The 20,188-nt window shown below is 56.0% G+C and carries 18 protein-coding genes; 6 read left to right on the top strand and 12 right to left on the bottom strand.

The window, feature by feature from the left end; translation table 11 throughout:
- Positions 1-17: 17 nt before the first annotated feature.
- From AC2FD9_RS11400 to AC2FD9_RS11390, 3 genes are all read right to left on the bottom strand, one after another.
- Positions 18-716, bottom strand: a complete 699-nt coding sequence (locus AC2FD9_RS11400; RefSeq protein ID WP_058274613.1) for a response regulator transcription factor — start codon at positions 714-716, stop codon at positions 18-20.
- Positions 716-2,581: a PAS-domain containing protein gene (locus AC2FD9_RS11395; protein WP_496697732.1), complete on the bottom strand. Its 1,866-nt coding sequence runs from the start codon at positions 2,579-2,581 to the stop codon at positions 716-718. The genes AC2FD9_RS11400 and AC2FD9_RS11395 overlap by 1 nt, the downstream gene beginning before the upstream one ends.
- A 130-nt stretch (positions 2,582-2,711) precedes the next feature.
- Positions 2,712-4,244, bottom strand: a complete 1,533-nt coding sequence (locus AC2FD9_RS11390) for a sulfatase-like hydrolase/transferase (RefSeq protein WP_496836926.1) — start codon at positions 4,242-4,244, stop codon at positions 2,712-2,714.
- Between the two features lie 296 nt (positions 4,245-4,540).
- Between AC2FD9_RS11390 and AC2FD9_RS11385 the strand changes: the two genes are divergently transcribed.
- The 4 genes from AC2FD9_RS11385 to AC2FD9_RS11370 are packed head-to-tail and all read left to right on the top strand — an operon-like array spanning position 4,541 to position 8,451.
- Positions 4,541-5,665, top strand: a complete 1,125-nt coding sequence (locus AC2FD9_RS11385; protein WP_496836432.1) for an MlaE family lipid ABC transporter permease subunit — start codon at positions 4,541-4,543, stop codon at positions 5,663-5,665.
- Between the two features lies 1 nt (position 5,666).
- Positions 5,667-6,482, top strand: coding sequence for an ABC transporter ATP-binding protein (locus AC2FD9_RS11380; RefSeq protein WP_496836924.1), 816 nt, complete (start codon positions 5,667-5,669; stop codon positions 6,480-6,482).
- Between the two features lie 5 nt (positions 6,483-6,487).
- Positions 6,488-7,804: an MlaD family protein gene (locus AC2FD9_RS11375; protein WP_109310979.1), complete on the top strand. Its 1,317-nt coding sequence runs from the start codon at positions 6,488-6,490 to the stop codon at positions 7,802-7,804.
- Positions 7,801-8,451: an ABC-type transport auxiliary lipoprotein family protein gene (locus AC2FD9_RS11370; protein WP_109310978.1), complete on the top strand. Its 651-nt coding sequence runs from the start codon at positions 7,801-7,803 to the stop codon at positions 8,449-8,451. The genes AC2FD9_RS11375 and AC2FD9_RS11370 overlap by 4 nt, the downstream gene beginning before the upstream one ends.
- A 43-nt stretch (positions 8,452-8,494) precedes the next feature.
- On the opposite strand, the gene AC2FD9_RS11365 is transcribed toward AC2FD9_RS11370, so the two are convergent.
- From AC2FD9_RS11365 to AC2FD9_RS11355, 3 genes are all read right to left on the bottom strand, one after another.
- Positions 8,495-10,423 carry a vWA domain-containing protein gene (locus AC2FD9_RS11365; protein WP_282169461.1) on the bottom strand — a complete coding sequence of 643 codons (1,929 nt, stop codon included), beginning with the start codon at positions 10,421-10,423 and terminating at the stop codon, positions 8,495-8,497.
- A complete protein-coding gene (locus AC2FD9_RS11360; RefSeq protein WP_496837195.1) occupies positions 10,420-10,959 on the bottom strand; it encodes an RNA polymerase sigma factor in 540 nt (179 codons plus the stop codon). Before AC2FD9_RS11360 ends, AC2FD9_RS11365 begins: the two co-directional genes overlap by 4 nt.
- A 61-nt stretch (positions 10,960-11,020) precedes the next feature.
- Positions 11,021-12,601 (bottom strand): FMN-binding glutamate synthase family protein, encoded by a 1,581-nt coding sequence (locus AC2FD9_RS11355; RefSeq protein WP_282169459.1) that lies wholly within the window; start codon positions 12,599-12,601, stop codon positions 11,021-11,023.
- Between the two features lie 216 nt (positions 12,602-12,817).
- Between AC2FD9_RS11355 and AC2FD9_RS11350 the strand changes: the two genes are divergently transcribed.
- Both AC2FD9_RS11350 and AC2FD9_RS11345 read left to right on the top strand, forming a co-directional pair.
- On the top strand, positions 12,818-13,225 hold the full coding sequence (locus tag AC2FD9_RS11350; RefSeq protein ID WP_261307899.1) for a fluoride efflux transporter FluC: 408 nt from the start codon (positions 12,818-12,820) through the stop codon (positions 13,223-13,225).
- Positions 13,222-13,584, top strand: a complete 363-nt coding sequence (locus tag AC2FD9_RS11345) for a fluoride efflux transporter FluC (RefSeq protein WP_282169458.1) — start codon at positions 13,222-13,224, stop codon at positions 13,582-13,584. Before AC2FD9_RS11350 ends, AC2FD9_RS11345 begins: the two co-directional genes overlap by 4 nt.
- On the opposite strand, the gene AC2FD9_RS11340 is transcribed toward AC2FD9_RS11345, so the two are convergent.
- From AC2FD9_RS11340 to AC2FD9_RS11315, 6 genes are read right to left on the bottom strand one after another with little or no spacing between them, the layout of a single operon-like run.
- Positions 13,581-15,104 carry a DHA2 family efflux MFS transporter permease subunit gene (locus AC2FD9_RS11340; RefSeq protein ID WP_496836921.1) on the bottom strand — a complete coding sequence of 508 codons (1,524 nt, stop codon included), beginning with the start codon at positions 15,102-15,104 and terminating at the stop codon, positions 13,581-13,583. The genes AC2FD9_RS11345 and AC2FD9_RS11340 overlap by 4 nt on opposite strands.
- Positions 15,101-16,081 carry an HlyD family secretion protein gene (locus AC2FD9_RS11335; protein WP_282169456.1) on the bottom strand — a complete coding sequence of 327 codons (981 nt, stop codon included), beginning with the start codon at positions 16,079-16,081 and terminating at the stop codon, positions 15,101-15,103. The genes AC2FD9_RS11340 and AC2FD9_RS11335 overlap by 4 nt, the downstream gene beginning before the upstream one ends.
- A 33-nt stretch (positions 16,082-16,114) precedes the next feature.
- Positions 16,115-16,441 (bottom strand): cytochrome o ubiquinol oxidase subunit IV, encoded by a 327-nt coding sequence (locus AC2FD9_RS11330; protein WP_058277205.1) that lies wholly within the window; start codon positions 16,439-16,441, stop codon positions 16,115-16,117.
- Complete coding sequence (locus tag AC2FD9_RS11325) at positions 16,434-17,066, bottom strand: cytochrome c oxidase subunit 3 (RefSeq protein ID WP_282119480.1); 633 nt, start codon at positions 17,064-17,066, stop codon at positions 16,434-16,436. The genes AC2FD9_RS11330 and AC2FD9_RS11325 overlap by 8 nt, the downstream gene beginning before the upstream one ends.
- A complete protein-coding gene (locus tag AC2FD9_RS11320; protein ID WP_496836920.1) occupies positions 17,063-19,153 on the bottom strand; it encodes a cbb3-type cytochrome c oxidase subunit I in 2,091 nt (696 codons plus the stop codon). The genes AC2FD9_RS11325 and AC2FD9_RS11320 overlap by 4 nt, the downstream gene beginning before the upstream one ends.
- Positions 19,150-20,112: a ubiquinol oxidase subunit II gene (locus tag AC2FD9_RS11315; protein ID WP_496736051.1), complete on the bottom strand. Its 963-nt coding sequence runs from the start codon at positions 20,110-20,112 to the stop codon at positions 19,150-19,152. Before AC2FD9_RS11315 ends, AC2FD9_RS11320 begins: the two co-directional genes overlap by 4 nt.
- Positions 20,113-20,188: the final 76 nt, after the last annotated feature.

The following is a 20,188-nucleotide window of genomic DNA, read 5'->3' as shown; positions in this document are numbered from 1 at the left end:
GTCGTTTAGACCATTGCTTACCATTCAACATCACCCAAAAATATATATCCGGCACCATAGATAGTCTTGATCAGGCGAGGGTTTTTGGGGTCTTCGCCCAGTTTGGTCCGCAACCTGGAAATTCTGACATCCATCGCACGATCGAAACTGTCGCCGGCAGCGCCACCCAGGGCATCTTGCATCTGAGTGCGGCTGATCAATCGCTTGGGACTTTCCAGAAACAGCCTCAGAACTTCTCCCTCTGCATGACTGAACGGGGTCTCGGCGCCGGATCCGTCTTCTAGGATGTAGCGATCAAAATAAGCCGTCCAACCGTTGAAACGCGCCACGTCAGACTGTGTGGTCTGCGCCTTGGGGGACCGCAACCGCGCCCGAATGCGCGCCACAACTTCGGCAGGGTCGAATGGCTTGGTAATATAGTCATCCGCCCCCAGCTCCAAACCGGTGACACGATCCTGAACCTGAGCACGACCGGATATGATAATGACCGAAGCCCCCTGCTCCAGCGCCAACCGATGGACCAGTGCCAACCCGTCCGTATCCGGCAATGACAAGTCAACCAGACATACGTCCGGCGTGACCCGTTTGAGCGACGCTTCGAATTCCCGCGCGCGCGCAAAACTCTGGGTGCGAAAGCCTGCTTCTTCAAGCGCGTCGGTCAGAATGCGCCGGATTTCGGGCTCATCATCGACGATGGTCACCAGCGGTTGGGTCATCAGGCAGCCTCGTCACGGATCAGGGCGGACAGTTGCGCCCGGGTAAAGGGTTTCCGCAGCACCGGCGCACGTTTCAGCGCCTCGCGATACAACGGATCGGAATAAGGCAAGGATGTCATAAGGATACGGGGCAAGGCGGGCTCCAGTTTTGCCAAAAGATCCAAACCCGTCTCCTGCCCTTCAAGGCGAATATCGGACAGCACCAAAGCAATGTCTTTGACATCTTTTGCCAGGGCGATGGCTTCGTCACAAGACGTCGCCTCAATCACTGCAAACCCGATGTCGACCAACATATCGCGGAATTGACTGCGCAGATCGTTGCTGTCTTCGACCAACAAAACCAACCCCTCCTGTACCGGCGGGGCCGCACGGTACGGCAATCGCAAAATAACCGACGCACCTGACGGAGTGTTGCGCAGACTCAGGTCGCCCCCGGCCAACTTGACGGTGTCGTAGACCATCGGCAAACCAAGGCCTGACCCTTTGTCGCCTTTGGTTGTAAAAAATGGGTTCAGCGCCTTATCCAACGCATCTTTCGAAAACCCGGGGCCCGTGTCCGACACTGCTATTTCCGTCCATATCTCACCGATTGTGTGGGCGCTGATTGTAATCTGACCGGTTTCACCACAAGCGTCGCGCGCATTCAAAACCAGGTTCAGCAAGGCGTCCTGAACCATTCCTGGATCCAGCATAAGAGCTTTGTCAGGCAATGTATTCACCAACGACAGGCCGACCCCGCGCGGCAAAGATGGAGAGGCCAGAATGCGCAGATCTTCCAGCAGCCCGCGCATGTCTGTCGCTTTTGGCTGAGGTGTCCGGTTACCAGTCATATCCGCAATGCGATTCAGCAATTGTCCGCCCCTGCGTGCTGTCTGCTTGGTCGCGTCGATCAGTTCCAAAGCCTCTTCCGACAAATCCATTTTTTCCAGTTGAGACTGCATGCCCAGAATAATGGTCAATAGGTTCGAGAAATCATGCGCCAACCCGCTTGTCATCTGTGCAGCCATCGCGCGGCGACGGGTTTGCTGCAGCGCGACGCGCGCCTGTGTCTCTTCGGTGATGTCGACGGACATGATGTAAACGCCACCCTCGCCATCAGGCGTGAAGGATACGCGAATCCGTCTGGAATCCTGGTCTTCGGTAAACTCAAAAACAGAGGTCTCGCCAGCGTAGGCCTTTTGTAAATGCGTCTCGACGCGAGTAAAGGCAGCATTGCCCAACGCCTGCGAAATATGCATACCCAAAATCTCGGAAGGGCGACCGGGCATGACCGAGTTGAGCCGCCGGTTGGAGTAATCATAGCGGCCATCGGCATCTAGATGCGCAATATGGGCCGGCATCATTTCGGTCGTCATACGGGTGCGCGCTTCAATTTCGGTCAACTGGCGCTTGGCTTCTTCCAGCGCCGAATTTGTCGCCGCCAGTTTTCTGTTCGTTGCTGACAATTCTTCAGCCCGGTCGAGCAACTGGCCAGATAGTTCCTCGGATCGGGCACGCAGCAGGGCTTCGGCCTGTTTTGTATTTGTAATGTCGGTATAGACCGCCACCCACCCGCCTTTGGGTAGTGGGGCACCCTCGACCGAGATAACCTGACCGTTGGCACGAATACGTTCGATGTAATGAGATTCGAATGTCAAAGCCTGATTGACACGCAGATCGACGGCCTCTTCGACGTCATCGACATATCCATACTCGCCACTGGATGCGAGGTGCCGGATCGTATCACTGAACAACGCGCCGGGCTGGACAAGATGGTCCGGCAGATCGAACATTGTCTGAAACGGTCGATTGCTGACCACCAGCCGAAGCTGACTGTCATAGATCGACAGGGCCTGGCCGATCAGGTTCAGACCAGCTGTCGTCATAGATTTTATCTGTTGCTCGGATATTTCCAAACCCATCCTCCCCGCGACACATGCGTAACACCGGATCTGTTACAGGTGTAGAGGGCAACAGCGCGACAGGTTGGAAAAACTGGTCGCATATATTTTGCGTTCAATACCTGGATTTGGTCTTGGGACCATCCGCCGTAATGGAATCCAGGGACAGCGTATGATCCATATTTTGCATCCGATGGCGCAACATTTGTCTGGATAGGCGCATCAAGACCGACATACATTCGGGATCATTTGCTTTGTTCCGCAATTCTCCACCATCCTGCCGATCAAACAGAATGGGCGGAAGGTCTGCGGCGAATTCGACCAGAGTGAAACGCTCATCCCTCAGGATGCCCAGACATGAATCGCTATTACCCGTACCCAAAACCTGCTGCCAGATTGTTGGCTGCTCGGGTTCGGCAAAATCCAATTCGCTGAAGGAATATGTGCGCCAATCGTCGGGGATTTGCCCTTGCAAAAGCGGCAGCAACGACCGGCCGTCCATGGAATTCGGGATCGGCTGGCCGACCCAATCCAAAATCGTCGGCGTTATGTCGATGGATTCCGTCGGCACCGAGATCACCGATCCGGCGTGCGATTGATTGTTGGGGTCCCTAATCATCAATGGCGTTTTATAGGCGGCGTCAAAGACCGCCATCTTGCCCCAGCTGTGTCGGTCGCCCAGCATCTCTCCGTGGTCCGCAGTGATGACAACCATCGTGTCGTCGTATTGGCCGCTATCCTTCAGGAACTGGACGACACGCCCGATGTGGTGGTCAACCTCGGTCGCAAGGCCCAAGTAAACGGCGCGTAGGGATTGGGTGTTTTCAAGCGTCGGCTCAACCCCGTCAAAGCCCAGAACAAAATCATTGGCAGACGTATTGTCAATTGTCGGGCCAATAAATGGGTGCATCGCCCGCTCATCCAACGAATTGGAGAACCCTTCGGGCCGAGGCAGGGTCGCTGGGTCATACATATCGTTGTAGGGTGCCGGGGCGACCAATGGCGGGTGTGGTCGAATATAGGTCAGATGGGCAAACCAGTCTTGGCCAACATAAGGCGCCATGCTGTTCAAGAACACGTCCGTCAGGAAGGCAGTATCGCTGTCTTCCGCCCGATACATCGCAGGGTCATTCAATCGGGGATCACCCCCATCCGGCGCGACCGGCTTGTGAACGTCCCAGTAGTCTTCGAACGCATAACCCTTTTGCATCAGATGTCCGCGCCAAGGATAGGATTCCTCCAACCGCATTTCGAGGACCTCATGAAACCCAGCCATTGGGTGTTCATAGGATTTCAGGATCGGATCGTTGTGATCATGCACCCTAGGGTCGGCGGATGTATCCGTGTATCCAAACAGCATGGGCAGATAGCCGGCTTTGCGCATTTCGGTCGCGATGTTCGGGGTATCATGCCGCAACGGGGTTCCATTGCGAACCGACCGGTGGTTCATCGCATATTGCCCGGTCAGAATTGACACACGCGAAGGACCACAGGGGTTGGTCACCGAAAAATGCCGGTCAAACGTCACCGCCTCGTCCATGAATGCACGCAGGTTTGGCAGATCGACATGGGCCGCTAAAGCGCCGTTCAGACAGTCGGCGCGCAACTGATCTATGATGATGAACAAAACATTCTTAGCGTGCCGCATTTCGCTCTCCCTGATTCCACGTCAGTGGCGCCAGAGCGAACTCTGTCTTGGTTCGCAGAACCCCGCAACACCTGAGTCACAACCCATCGGATTTTCGCCCCACGCGCCCTTGCAACAGAAGCAACAGATTAATTTGAAATGATCTTGCACCGGTCGGCCCAGTTGAGCGCAAAACCAACCACAACCATGACTTTGGTGTCTGGAGATGTCACTTAGACGCTATTGAGCGGTAAGAAATACAACGTAGTTCGCAAAAATCCGTTGCAGGTCAATGTCCTTTGCCATCACATACGCTCATGACGCAGCCAGTGATACAGTCGGACCGTGACGCCAACGGCGTTTACCTGCGGGTTTCGGGTGATCTGGTGACTCAATCCCTGGACATGGTCGAAAAGGCGTTTGAAGGGTTTCGAGCAGACAGTAACGAACTAACTGTCGATCTTTCGAAGGTCGGAGCACTGGATACCGGTGGCGCATGGCTGATTGCCGATGTTGCGCGGCGCGCAAAGGCAAGTGGCGCAAACGTTCATTATGAAGGGTTAAAGCCCGCCCATTCCGCGCTTTTGGAAACCGTGGCGGAAAACATTCCCGACGACCCCGGTGTGGCAACTGAAAAGCGCAGTTTTACCGACTGGGTCGCAAGTGTCGGGGAACGCACCGCCCAGGCCGGAAAAGGCATGCTATCCCTGCTGGGCTTCCTGGGTCTGACGCTGCATCGTCTTGTCCGTACAATTCTAATGCCGCGCCGTCTGCGCAAAGCGGCCTTGGTCTCGCAAATGGAAGAGACCGGCCTCAAGGCCATCCCGATCGTTGCCCTTATGGGGTTCCTGATCGGCGTCGTACTGGCCTTTCAGGGCGCGACCCAGCTAAAGCAGTTCGGCGCCGAGATTTTCGTGGTCGAACTGATTTCGATCTCAGTTTTGCGTGAGCTCGGCATTTTGCTGACAGCGATCATCGTTGCTGGGCGTTCAGGCTCGGCTTTTACCGCCTCGATTGGCTCGATGAAGGTCCAGGAAGAGATCGACGCAATGCGCACATTGGGTTTGGACCCAATCGAGGTGTTGGTGATCCCACGTGTTGTTGCCCTGTTGATCATGCTGCCGATCCTTGGCTTCATCGCCGACCTTGCCGCCCTGATCGGCGGCGGATTGATGAGTTGGATCGACCTTGGGGTCAGCCCTGGCATGTTCGTCACGCGCCTGAAAGAAAACACAGGTATTTGGCAATTCGCCATCGGCATGATCAAGGCCCCCTTCTTCGCCTTGGTCATCGGCGTTATTGCTTGCTGGCAGGCAATGCAGGTCAAGGGGTCTGCCCAATCCGTCGGGCAACGAACCACGGCTTCGGTTGTGCAGTCCATCTTTCTGGTGATCGCTTTGGATGCTTTGTTCTCGATCTTCTTTTCGGTGATGGAGGTCTGAGATGGACGGCACGACGCTGGAACAGACATCTAATACCGGCGCTCAGCGCGAAGCGGTGATCCGCGTTCGCAATCTTACAAACCAGTTCGGACCTCAAGTTGTACATCAGAACCTGAATCTGGATGTGTGGCGTGGTGAAGTTCTGGGGATCGTCGGTGGATCGGGAACTGGCAAATCGGTTCTGCTGCGCACGATTGTGGGCCTGAACAGACCCGCGGCGGGCAGCATTGAGGTGCTGGGTGTCGACGTATTGAATGGCCCGGAACAGGAACGCCGCCGGATTGAGCGTCGCTGGGGCGTTGCCTTTCAGGATGGGGCATTGTTTTCCTCGCTGACGGTCTTGCAGAACGTGATGGCGCCACTGCGCGAACATACAGGGCTGAGCGAAAACCTGATGTGCGCGCTTGGTAACCTGAAGATCAGCCTTGTCGGTTTGCCGCAACTGAGTTGCGGGAAATTGCCTTCCGAATTGTCCGGCGGAATGCGCAAACGCGCCGCCCTTGCCCGCGCCTTGGCTTTGGACCCCGAGATCGTATTTCTGGACGAGCCAACTGCCGGCCTCGACCCAATCGGCGCGGCTGCGTATGACGAGTTGATCGGTGAATTGCAGCATGCTTTAGGCTTGACCGTCTTTATGGTCACACATGACCTCGATAGTCTTTATGCCATTTGCGATAGGGTCGCAGTGCTCGCAGAAAAACGGGTTCTGGTTGAAGGTCCGATTGAAGAAATGACCAAAGTCGACCATCCTTGGGTTCAAGAGTATTTCACCGGCCACCGGGCCCGCGCGGCGCAAGAGAAGGGGCAGGACAGGTAGAGGCTATGGAAACCCGGGCAAACTATATCCTGATTGGCGCGTTCACAATCGCGGGCATCCTTGGTGCCTTCGGGTTTTTCCTATGGCTCGCGAAATTCGAGGTGTCGCGCCAATACGCATATTACGACGTTCTGTTCGAAAACGTATCGGGCCTCTCCTCTGCGGGCGGCGTAAGCTTCAACGGCTTGCCCGTTGGTCAGGTGATTTCGTTGAATCTGGACGAGGACGATCCGTCAAAGGTGCGCGTTAAGCTTGAAGTAGATGCCGACATACCCGTCACCGAAGATACCATCGCGCAGCTACAATCTCTGGGTGTCACAGGCGTTAGTTATGTTGAGCTGACAGGTGGCAAAAGCGGCGACAAACCCTTGCCGGAAAACAGCGTAATCAAAAGCAAGCGCAGCGCAATTCAATCCTTGTTCGAAGGCGCCCCGAAAGTTCTGGATGAGGCGGTTACCCTGCTTGAAAGTCTGAACTCGGTCGTTGACGACAAGAACCGCCAATCCGTCAGCGAAATTTTGGACAACCTGGCTTCTGCGTCCGGCAGGCTGGACAAAACGCTGACAGATTTCGAAAGCTTGTCCACCGACCTTGGCGGCGCTGCCAAGCAACTGGGCAACTTTACAACGCGGCTTGATAAATTGGCCGATACAGCCGAAACCACCCTGACGACAGGGACAGACACACTCAAAAGCGTAAAAACTGCATCCGAGTCCGCAACGGAAACACTGAACAGCGCCAAGACAACAATTGAATCGGCCGATCGCATAATACAGGACGACGTGAAACCATTTATCGATCGAGCCTCAACATTGGCAGAACGCCTGACCGGCCTGTCCGACGAAGGCAGCGTTGCCTTGGCGACCGCGACCGAGACCTTTGTGAATGCAAACAAAACACTGGGGTCGATCACGGCAGCGATGGATACAGCAAACACCACATTGGCTTCTGCGGAACGCGCTTTTGACTCGGCCAATGAGGTCATCAACAAAGACGTCGGCGCAGTCATGGACGATATTCGCAATGCGGCCAATCAGGTCGCCTCAACAGTGTCTAATGTCACAAGCAAGTTGGACGAAATTTCGGCCGATATCCTCAATGCATCGCGATCGGCGTCCGAGTTGCTGGGCACCATTGACGGCATCGTTCAGGACAACCGACGGCAATTGTCCGACTTCCTCCGCGTCGGCCTGCCGCAATTCACACGTTTCGTAGAAGAGTCGCAACGATTGGTAATCAGCCTGGATCGGCTGGTGGACAAGGTCGAACGTGACCCGGCACGCTTCTTACTGGGAACCCAAGCTTCGGAGTTTCGCCAATGATCAGGCTGTTTCTTTTGGTTCTGGCGTTGGGGTCGCTGGGCGCGTGCACCGGGTTGGGCACGCTGAGGCAGGCATCCAAGCCAAACGACCTGTATCTTTTGACGCCGAAAAGCACCTTTTCGTCTTCTTTGCCGCGTGTGCAGAAACAAATCGTTGTACAGGAACCAACTGCAACGGCGGCGGTCAATACCGATCAGATCGCTATTCAGCCGACCCCATTGCAGGTGCAATATCTACCGCGCGCCAGATGGGTCGACCGTGCACCGCTTATCGTACAGGCGCTGTTGGTCGAAAGCTATGAAAACAGCGGCAAGGTGGCCGCTGTTGGTCGCTCAACCGTGGGCCTGCGCGCCGATTATGTCATCGTTCCGGACCTGCGCGAATTTCAGGGGTTCGTCGTCAGCGATGTTGAGGGGACAAAAACCATCCGCGTCGAAGTGCGCATGAACATTAAGATCATTGATGAATTCGAAGACAAGATCATCGCGTCCAGTTCATTTCGGGAAGTTGTTGCCTCTGCCAGCGATGCGACGCCTGACCTTGTGAAAGCCTTTGACGATGCTTTGGGCAGGACCATGCGCGACGCCGTAGAGTGGAGCGTGCGCCGGATCAACACACATGCGGCCAACAACCAAAGATCGTATTGACGGGACACGGGCGCTGCCCAACACAGCGCCCCATTGCCCGCTGTTACCTTGACAACGTTTGCGCAAGCCGCATAAGCGTGGCAGCTTCGGCCCTGTACCCAAAGGGGTCTTCGCCACGTGCAGCGTTTGCCAATCCGATCGCATCGTCGTAGGACCAGTTCCCCAGATACTCTGCACCGTGCAATAACTGCCCGAATCCGGCGATGGCATAGGAAAAGCGGACATCGTCTGTAGCCTCGCCCTGCGTCGCCGCAATGGCCTGTTCGATCAACTGACTCTGGTCAGATCCCGGCATTTTGTAACGCAGCTTGAAAAACCCGATCTCATCCGAACCACCGCGCACCGCTTGGGCACCATAGCGCAACGGGTCGTTCAGGGTGGCGTCTGAACCAACAGGCGTGACCTCGTAAATCGCCGTGACCGAGTGGCCTGCTCCAATATCACCGGCATCAACTTTGTCATTGGTGAAATCTTCCCGACGCAACGCGCGCGTCTCGTATCCGATCAGGCGATATTCGGCTATTTGTGACGGGTTGAACTCAACCTGGAGTTTGACGTCGTTTGCGATTGGGAACAATGCGCCGGTCAACTGGTCGACCAGGACTTTTTGCGCCTCGCTCAGCGTGTCGATATACGCGGCCTGTCCGTTTCCGTTCTGGGCAAGTGCCTGCATCGTGGCATCGTCCAGATTACCCCGGCCAAAACCCAAAACACTCAGAAACGTACCGCTGTCACGTTTATTTGCTATGAAGTCTTTCAGCGCATCAGGATCAGACAAGCCAACATTAAAGTCGCCGTCCGTTGCCAGGATGACGCGCGTGACCTCACCGTCGGCGCTCATGCTTTCGGCTACCTGATATGCCTGTTGCAACCCGGCCTGACCTGCGGTCGAACCGCCTGCCTCCAACTGGTCGAGCGCGCCGAGGATTTTGTCACGTTCCACGGCCGCGGTGGGTTCCAGAACCTGCCCCGCGCTTCCGGCATAGGTCACGATCGAGACCTCGTCCTCGTCTCGCAACTCGGACAGCATCAAACGGAACGATTGTTTTAACAGTGGTAGTTTGTTGGCATCATGCATCGATCCCGACGTATCGATCAGAAAGACCAGATTCAGCGGTGGTCGGTCCTCAATCTGCGGCAATGCCCCTTGGATACCGACATGCACAAGCTGAGTACCCTCATTCCAAGGCGTCGGTGTTACTGTGATCGTCGGCCGGAACGGCGCGTCCCCTTCTGGTGCGGGATACGAGTAAGGAAAATAATTTACCATCTCTTCGACACGGACGGCATCCTTGGGTGGAAGCTGACCGCGCATAAGAGAGGACCGGACGATCGAATAGGAGGCCGTATCAACGTCAATTGAAAAGGTGGAAACAGGCTCTTCACTGGTGACTTTCAGAGGATTGGCTTCAGCGTTTGAAAACGCCTCGGTATCCGGGAAGGGCAGAATTCCCACCTCTGGTTCAACCATCATATGAGCGGCATCGCCCGAAGTGATGCCAAGTCGCGCAGTGTTTTCAGCAACCAAGCCCGAAACGCCTTGCTGAGGGGCGGCCGCTTTGGATCGCACGGGCGCGGCATACTCTTCAACTACGACCGGGGCCTCAACGACGGGTTCTTCCAGTGCGGCAGAATCTGCTTCGGGTGCGGGCGCAGGGCTTTCGCTGCGCGATAAGGGCTGCACAACGAAGTCGCGGGATTGCGGCAAGAACATAATCAGCGCAACGGCGGCAACGGCGGTTGTCGCGGTCAGGGCGCCGCGATGGGACAAAGCATTCAACATGGATTTCGCTCCTTCTGTCATGCGGGCCATTGGGCCTCGCTTAACAGTCGGACGCACCGCAGCATGCGATCCTTGGCTGTGTGCAAAATTTTTCTGAGCCCGTTTTAAGTTTTGCGCCCGCCGTTCGGCATCTGGTGCCGGCGTCGCAGCATCCATCAAGGCTTTGAAGTCATCAAGATCATCGGTCATGGTGCCAATTCCTCTTGTCGCAGGGCGCGCAGACGTTTGCGAATGTCGGACATGCGCCAGGACACGGTGCCTTCGGACACGCCCAGAACTGCTGCAGCTTCGGCGTGTGTCATTTCATCCTCTAATGTCAGGGCCAGAGTATCTTGCAAATCGGGTGGCAGAGACCGCATGGCGCGCTGCAACCAATCCATTGCTTGGGCCGTCTCGGTCGCCTCTGCCCGGCGCAATTGCTCCACATCACCCCACCCTGCGGCGGCGCGGCTGTGGCTTGCCTGGCGACGCCGGGCGTCCTCGGCCGCGTTGACAACCACGCGGTAGAGCCAGGTCGTGAACTTGGCCTGCGCCCGGAAGCCCGCGATTTTGGTGGGCAGCGCTGCACAGACATCCTGTGTCAGATCCTCGGCCTGACCTGCCCGTCCAGTCAGACGAAAAGCCAGACGAAAGACCCGGTCGTAATGGCGCTGCAACAGGGTCGCAAACGCCTCAGCGTCCCCGTCCGCGGCGGCCCTGGCCAAGTCCTCATCCGATGTTTTCATACGCATCACACTGAGTATGACGGATCGAAAACGTCAATCCTTGGCGATATCTCCAAAAAAATTAAAAGCGATCCGCCGAGGCAAGTTTCCAATCGGCCGCGTAGTCGGACGGTATTGTGTCTGTCAGCAAAACACCCTCGTCGATAAGGGTATAGAGTTCGGCATAAGACCGTTCCCGCTCGTCTGCCGTACGGCGGCGGATATCTACCGGGTGAAGGTCTGACACTTTGTCTTTGCCCATAGCGCCCAAAAGTTCGCGGAAGCTTTCCAATGTCGCATCGTGGAAGCGGTGTACGCGTTGGCGTTTTTGGGGAACATTGACCGCCCTGCCCCGTATCGGGTCCTGAGTGGCAACGCCGGACGGGCAGCGGTTCGTATTGCAATGCAGCGCCTGAATGCATCCTACGGCAAACATCATCGCGCGCGCCGCGTTGCACATATCTGCCCCCAGCGCGAATTTTTCGACCATATCGTAGCCGGTGGCTACCTTACCCGAACAGATGATCCGGATTTTGTCGCGCAAACCGACGCCACGTAGGCAGTTGTTTACGAAAATCAGCGCCTCGTTCAGCGGCATGCCCAACCGGTTGGTGAATTCGACCGGGGCAGCACCGGTACCGCCTTCGGCACCGTCAATTGTGATGAAATCCGGCAGGATTCCTGTTTCCAGCATCGCCTTGCAAATCGCCATAAACTCGGACGGTCTACCAATACACAGCTTGAACCCGATTGGTTTGCCGCCAGACATTTCCCGCAGATGCTGCACAAAATGCATCAGACCGGTTGGACCTTCAAAAGCAGAGTGAGTGGGCGGAGATATCACGTCCTGATGTTCCGGCACGCCGCGAATTTCGGCAATTTCCAGATCCACTTTTGCGGCAGGCAGCACCCCGCCATGCGAAGGTTTGGCCCCCTGCGACAGCTTGATTTCAATCGCTTTGACAACGTCCTTTTTTGCCTTTTCGGCAAACAGGTCCTTGTCAAAACCACCCTCGGGCGTGCGGCAGCCGAAATAGCCTGTTCCGATCTGCCAAATGATGTCGCCACCCTCGGCCAGATGGTGCGGGGACAGGCCGCCCTCACCCGTGTTATGCGCAAATCCGCCGTCCTTGGCGCCGCCGTTCAGTGCCCGGATCGCATTGGCGCTGAGCGCCCCAAAGCTCATGGCGGAGACGTTCAGCCGCGACGCACTGTATGGCTGCGTGCATTGCGGGCCACCCAGCATGATCCGTTCTTCGCTTTCATCCACATGCTTGGGCGCAAGCGAGTGGTTAGCACGATGATATCCGACTGACAGGACGTCGTATTGCGTACCAAACGCCTGCGTATCCACCTGTCCTTTGGCCCGCGAGTAGACAAGTGATCGTACGATCCTATTGAAAGGGCGGCCGCTTTCGTTGGTTTCCACAAAATACTGCCGGATTTCCGGGCTGACGAACTCCAGCATATACCGGAAATGCCCCAGGACCGGATAGTTGTTCAGCACGTTGTGTTTGGTCGTCAGCATGTCGTAAAGGCCGATCACGGCATATGGAATGAGCACCACCAGCAACCAATGGGCGGGCGGCCAGAAAAAACCCCACAACAGGGTCAGCGGCAGACACACATATGCAATGAAGTAATAGAGTCTGCGTACAATCATTCGTGCTCTCCCAGGGTCGCGTGCTTGCCAGCCTGCTGCAGCAGGCGAGGTGTTCGCCAAACGTGGGGCAAATCGCTGTTAGATTGCAAGCGATTGTGCCCGCCTTCACGCAAACGGGCGAAGATGTGAAATGTAGTCCGGACATTGGTCACGGTTGATCCGGGCAACGCCAGCTATTATGCCCGAGGAAACGGGATAGGGGCAGGACGGCAGGCTGTGACACAAAAACGAACGCATGTTCGGACCACGGCATTGATGTTCGGAGCCGTGTTCATTGGTGGCGCAGTTGGGTCGCTGCTGCGCGAGTTGTTCTCGGTGAGCATACCGCATGCCGGATTTCTGACGCAGACCTTTGGCATCAATATCGTGGCCTGCTTCATACTGGGATGGCTGTATTCGGTGCGAAACCGCGTCCATGCCCATGTGCTGCATCTTGGCGCTGTCGGCTTTTGTGGTGGCCTGTCGACCTTTTCCTCTTTTGTTTCCGAATTGGAGCGGTTGGCATTGTCTAACATCTGGGTTGCGGCTTCGGCCGCCGCGTTGGAAATCGCGGCGGGACTGGCAGCCGCCATTTTGGGTGAGGCTATCGGAAGGCGCTTTCATCCGCCGAGGGCGACTGAATGAGCGAATTGTTCCTGCACGCGATGTTCGGGTTAGGCGGTGGTTTAGGGGCTGTTTTGCGCCACTGGATCGCTCTGCGAATTGTTCATGACCTGCCGTTTTCGACCCTGATTGTAAACGTTCTGGGTAGTCTGCTGCTGGGGTTGTGGATCGGCTATCTTGGCGGATCAATAGAGATGGGCGAAGAACAAAAACGCCTGGTCTTTGGTTTTTGCGGCGGCTTCACGACTTTTTCCAGCTTTGCCTATCAGTCGCTGGAACTTAGACGCGAACGGACCGTGGCGCTGGCGGCGGGCAATATATTGCTCAGCCTGGGTCTTTGCTGGGCGGCGCTGGCATTTGGCTTTTTCCTGATGCGTTAATGTGCAGGCACTGACGCCTGCGTTCCAGGTTTAGGTGCTTTGCAAAAGAACAGCAGCGGAATGGTCGCCAAGGCCAAAAGCCCTAGATTGTTGAAGACGGTCAGATATGAAATCAGTTCAGCCTGCTGAACAATTTCCTGTCCCAGAATAGCTGCCCCCTGCGCACTGTCTGGCGTCAGGTTCAGTGGCGCAAGATAGGCTTGGGCGGCGGGGTTATAGGGCGTCACGTTTTGGCTGAGAACTGCCGTGTTTGTTTGAAGACCCCGAACAACCCAAGTTCCGACCAAGGAAATTCCGACTGATGATCCAAGCTGACGGGTCACATTGAACAGGCCGGATGCCTCGTCCTGCCGCGACTTGGAGATGCTTTCAAACGCCAATATCGACATTGGTACAAACACGAGGCCCATCCCCAAACCGCTTACCGCCCCTGGCCAGGCAAGCTCCCAAAATCCAGCATCCATGTTGAGCGCCCCCATCATGAAATTGCTGACAGCCGTCAAAAGCATACCCAGCCCGGCCAGAACACGCGGATCGAAACGCGTAACCAGAACAGCGCCGGTCAGGACCATCGACAGCCCGGCGGCGACCCCTCGCGGGATAAAAAGATGGCCCGATGTGATGACTGGATAGTCCAGCAAGTTCTGAACGAAAGTCGGCAGGATCGCGATACCTCCGAACAGGGAAATGGCAAATCCGGCGATAACCAGATTGCACAGCGCGAAATTGCGATCCGCGAAAAACCGCAAATCGACAACCGGCTTTTCCGTGGTCAGCACATGGATGATAAACCCAACCGCGCCCAAAACCGAAGCGATGAGGGCAACCTGAATGACCCGTGATGACAACCAGTCCTTGGTCTCTCCCTGATCCAGAACAAATTGCAGGCAGCCTATGCCAATGGCCAGAAGAGCAAGGCCTTTCCAATCGATGCGAACCTCTTCGGTTTCGTCATCCGGCAACTCTCCGGCCAACAAAAGCAACGCCATCGCGGCTACCGGCAGGTTCACGAAAAACACCATTCGCCAAGAGAAATACTCGGTCAGGATCGCCCCAACTGTGGGCCCCAACACCGGTGCTACGACGACTCCCAAACCGAAGACCGCCATCGCCTGCCCACGTTTTTCACGGGGATAGGCGTCGAAGAGAATGGATTGGGACAACGGGATCAGAAACGCCCCGAACATGCCTTGGGCCAGGCGAAAGGCTACAATGGTTTCAAGGCTCCAGGACAGGCCACACATGACCGACATCGTCGCGAACCCGGTCACAGCGGTCAGGATCAGACGTCGACGGCCGACACGGCGGGCGACAAAGCCCGTCAGTGGCATGACCACAACGGCCGACACAATATAACTGGTCAGTATCCACGTGGCCTGATCGGTTGTTGCCCCGAATGCCGCCTGAATATGGGGCAGCGCGACATTGACGATTGTACTGTCGAGCACCTCAAGAATAGCGCTGAGGACAACAGCAACCACAATCACCGGATTGATGTGGCCTGCTGCCGGGGATGTCATTTTTGGGCCTGCGGTGTGGTATCCACGGTCACCTTGCTACTGCCACCCACCCGCAATGGGGCATCCGTAGGATCAAGTTCAACCCGTACCGGAAAGCGCCGCGTAACCTTGACCCAATTCCCGCTGGCGTTCTCGGATGGCAACAGCGAGAACGTATCCCCCGACCCCCGTCCGATTGACGCAACTTTGCCCGTCAGAGTGACGCCCGGCATCATGTCGATCTTTACCGTGACCTGCTGACCCGGACGAATGCGCGGCAGTGATGTCTCTTTGAAATTGGCGTCCACCCACCAATCAGACGACTCAACGATCGAAAACTGCGGCGCGTTAGCTGAAACCGACGATCCAGGCCTGAGGGTCAGGTTGGCGATCCACCCATCTGCCGACGCAAAGATCTTGGTCCAATTTTGATTGGCCTGCGCAATTTCCACTTGGGCGCGCGATGACAGTATATCGTCCTGTTTGGCCGCCAAACCACTTTGCAAGGCCAACAGGGCGGATTGGCTTGTGGTAAGTTGCGCCGCGGCGCGCGCAAATTCCGAACTGGTCTGATCCAGGGACGCCTGCGCCAGATCACCGTCTGAAAACAGCGCCTTAGCACGTTCCAGATTACTCTGAGCCGTATTGTAGGCCGACTGCGTGCTGTCGACCACCGCTTGTGCGGCCGCGATCTGTGTACTGTAAGACTGCGCCTGCTGCACCGCGCTGTCGAGGTTGGCCTTGGCCTGATCGACCGAAGCTTTGAATTGCGTATCGTCGATCGTGAACAGCAAGTCCCCGGTTTTGACCGGCTGGTTCTCAATCACAAGCACTTCGGCAACCTGACCGGTGACCTGTGGCGCCACGTAGATGATGTTCGCCCCCACATAGGCGTCATCGGTCGAAGGGTATCGTTCCTGATGGCGCCAGTACAACAGCAGCCCGATGGCAATTGCGCCCAAGATGACCACCGCGCCAACGACCTTAAGAGATTTCATGAACCAGCCCCCTTCATTTGGCTTGGCCGAACGTCACATTGGAAACGTGTGCATCCGAACCGCCAGATTACCCATGATCCAAACAGTTCCAAGAATGATGATCAGCAGCACCATCGTGGAAAACAGGATAAGGTCCAGATCTTCGCGGCTGCTGCGACGTCGATCGATGTGCAGGAAATAAACCAGCTGTACGATCAGCTGAGCCAATCCGAGCAGGCTGATTGCAAGGTAAACGCCCTTTGTCTCAATGCCGAAACGGTAAGCGATTCCAAATACTGCAAAGGTCAACAATAACGACCCACCATAACCGATTACATAGCGACGACGCTCGCGGCGATGCATTTCGCTGCGCTTATCCATAGGTCAGCCCTCCGAAATAAACGATAGTGATGATGCCAATCCAGATCAGGTCCAGAAAGTGCCAGAACAGCGCCAGCCGTACCACGCGAGACATCAGCAAATCGGTAAGGCCAAAAATTCGTAGCTGAATACCCAGCACGATCAACCAAATGCACCCGGCCGTGACGTGCAAACCGTGCAAAGGCACCAACCCATAGTATGCTGACAAAAACCCACTGCGCTGTGGGATACCCCCCTTTTCGGCCATCGACATGAAGTCGCGCATTTCCAGAACCAAGAAACTGAGACCAAGAACCAGTGTCACGAAGAACCAGAATACGATCCGCCACCGCGGAAGGTTGTATTTGAGCGCAAGCATCGCCAGACCCACAGTAAGACTGCTGGTCAAAAGGATCAGCGTCTGGGCAAAGATGCTTTTCAGGTCGAACAATTCGTGCGGCCCGGGTCCGCCTGCCTGTGCGTCGATCATTGTGATGTAGATCGCGAACATCAGCCCGAAATAGACTAGGTCGCTCATCAAAAAGACCCAGAACCCGAAGGTAACGACTTCGCTTGCCTTGTCGGCACTTGCGTGCCGCCGTCCAAGGTTCAGGCCGGGATAGCTGTGGGTGGGCGCGCGTTTCATGTCACGGCCTCCAGATCAGGGCGGGCCAATCCGCGATTTTCCGGGGCAGTTTCGTGATCACGGTCAACGGGCGTAGAATTGTGAACCAGATCCAACCAGGCTTCGTGCTGCTTACGCACGTCGTCTGCCGGAATGACCCGCTCTGTTTCGGCCTTGAACGTCCATGCGATAAAGGTCGCGAGCATAAAGATTGTCATCAGCGCCGCCAGCCACCAGATCCACCAGACCAGCGCAAACATCCAAACCCCGCTGAGTACGCAGAGACTGAACCCAATTCCAGTGTTCAGCGGAACCGAGATATCCTCATAGGCATCAGGCAACGGATACGCGCTGCCGCGCTCTTTCGCGGCAGCGAAATCGTCGCGATCGGTCACATGGGGGATGATGGCAAAATTGTAGGAAGGCGGTGGGGCCGGGATCGACCATTCCAACGTATGCGCATCCCACGGATCACCGACCGGAACGCGTGCCTTTTCCCGATCACGGATACTAACCCACAGTTGCACGATCACCGTCAGCAAAGCCGCCAATATGATCAGCGCACCGACGACGGCGACGATCATGTACGGGTGGAAGCTCGGGTCCTCCCAACTGAATGACCTGCGTGGCATTCCCATCAGGCCGACGAAATACAGCGGCAGGAATGTCAGCATGAACCCGACGGTCCACAACGCAACCGAGACGCGGCCCCAGAATTCGTTCAGGCGGAACCCGAAAGCTTTGGGGAACCAATAGTTGTATCCGGCAAGCAGTCCGAACAGCACACCCGGCAACAGGACATTGTGGAAGTGGGCGACAAGAAATAGCGTGTTGTGGACCTGATAGTCCACTGTTGGGTTTGCGAGGATCACACCGGAAAGCCCGCCGATGACAAACAACATCAAGAAAGATAACCCGTAGAGCATCGGCACCGAAAACCGGATGCGCCCGCGGAACAGGGTAGCCATCCAGTCATAGACCTTCACGCCGGTCGGGATAGCGATCAGCATTGTCGCGATGCCAAAAACGGCATTGATCAGCGCGCTTTGACCCATGGTGAAGAAGTGGTGCAGCCAGACAGTGAATGACAACACCGCTATCGACATGGTGGCGATAACCAGCGAGTTGTAGCCATACAGGCGCTTGGCCGAGAATGTTGCGAAGACCTCAGAGTAGATACCGTAGGCCGGCAGAACCAGCAAATAGACTTCGGGATGACCAAACAGCCAGAACATATTGGCATAGTTCATCATGTTGCCGCCAAGGTCGTTGGTGAAAAAATGAAAGTCCAGATACCGGTCCGCTGCCAGCATCAGGGCGGCAACGCCCAGAGGCGGCATGGCAAAGACAATCAGGATCGAGCTACAGATAATTGTCCAGCAATACATCGGCAGCCGCATAAATTTCATGCCAGGCGCGCGCAACTTATAGATCGTGACAGCAAAATTGATGCCCGTCAGTGTTGTTCCGACACCAGAGACGACGATCGCCCAGATCCAGTAGTCCGGACCGACACCGGGGTTGAACGCCGCACCGGTGTATGGCGGATAGGCTGTCCATCCGCCGGTCGAAAACTCGCCCACCACAAGCGACACCATCAGCATCATCCCGGCTGAGACGGTCAGACCAAGGCTGATCTGGTTCATCACAGGAAAGGCCACATCGCGCGCACCGATCATCAGCGGTATCAAGAAATTCGCTAACCCAAACACAAACGGAACGGCGACAAAGAAGATCATGATCGTGCCATGGGTACTAAATAGCTCGGCGAAATGCTCGGCCTCAAGAAATCCATCGCCCGGACCGGCCGCCTGCTGCGCCCGCATTACCACGCCTTCCAAAACGCCGCGCGCAAGCATGACGATTGCAAAGACGATGTACATGATGCCGATCTTCTTGTGATCCGCACTGGTTAGCCAATCGCGCCACAATGGTCCCCAAAGGCGAAACCACGTTAATGATCCAACGACGACGATGACACCGACAATCACTATCGCAGCGGCAGTGTTGGCGACAATCTCGTTCGTGTTAGGATTCTGAATAAGCCCTGTAATCGGAAACGCGTCCCAATTCAGGCGGCCGAAGAAGCCAGAACCATTGGTGGTCATTGCTGCGCCTCCTGCCCGAATTCTACAGTCCCCGGCTGCTGGTCGGCGGTCAGAGCATTGTTGCCGTGATACCGATGCACAATTGAATGAAACAGGTTGCTGTCCTCCAGCGTGAAATACAACGCGTTATCTGGCATTTGCGCGGTTCCCAACGCGGCTTGCACCTCGTCCCGGTCCGTCCGCATGGCCAAAATGCGATAGGTCTCGTCATTCAGCGCAATGCCGTTACTGCGCACCTTGTCGACCCATTCGTTGAATTCCTCGACGGACATGGCAACGGTTTGGAACTTCTGTTTGGTGAACCCGCGCCCGTTATACTGGGTGTTTTCGCCCTGCATTGTTGCAGCCACATCCGACACAACATGCAATTCCGTAGTCATACCGGGCATTGCATAAATCTGGCCTGCCAAAGCAGGGATCATGAAGGACTGCATCACAGTATCGGTCGTCAGTGTCATTGCGACCTGCTGTTTGACGGGGATGCCAAGCTCTCCGACGCTGGCGATGCCAAGATCGGGGTAGATGAACAGCCATTTCCAATCCAATCCGACGACCTGAACGTTCAGCGCGGGCATTTCGCCAAAGCGATCCGAATATGGGTCCAATCGGTGGGTCGCCTTCCACAGATAGAAAGATAGCAGCACGACAATCAGAACCGGCACGCCCCACATAACGAACTCCAACGGACCGGAGAAATCCCACTTGGGCCGGTATATGGCTCCGCCTTCTTTGCGCCGCCGATACCGAAAGGCAATCAGCGGCACCAGAACAAGAACCGGAACAACCGCCAACAGGATCAGGACAGTTGCGCGGAAAAGATGCACTTTTTGGACAGCGGCAATCGGACCTTGTGGGTCCATGAAACTGTCACTTGCACCGGCAGCTTGCGCCGTAGCAGAGAGAGCCGCAGCGACAATCACAACCTGCATCGCCTTTGGTGACATTCGGAATAGGGCCACGCCTGATTGTCCTCCTAAAGCAATCTCTCGCGCCAACTATCGGCAGACAAATGAAATTTCTCAAGGCTTTTTCCCA

The sequence above is a fragment of the Ruegeria sp. YTSC230 genome (assembly GCF_059609665.1).
This window is presented reverse-complemented; position numbering and strand designations above follow the sequence as displayed.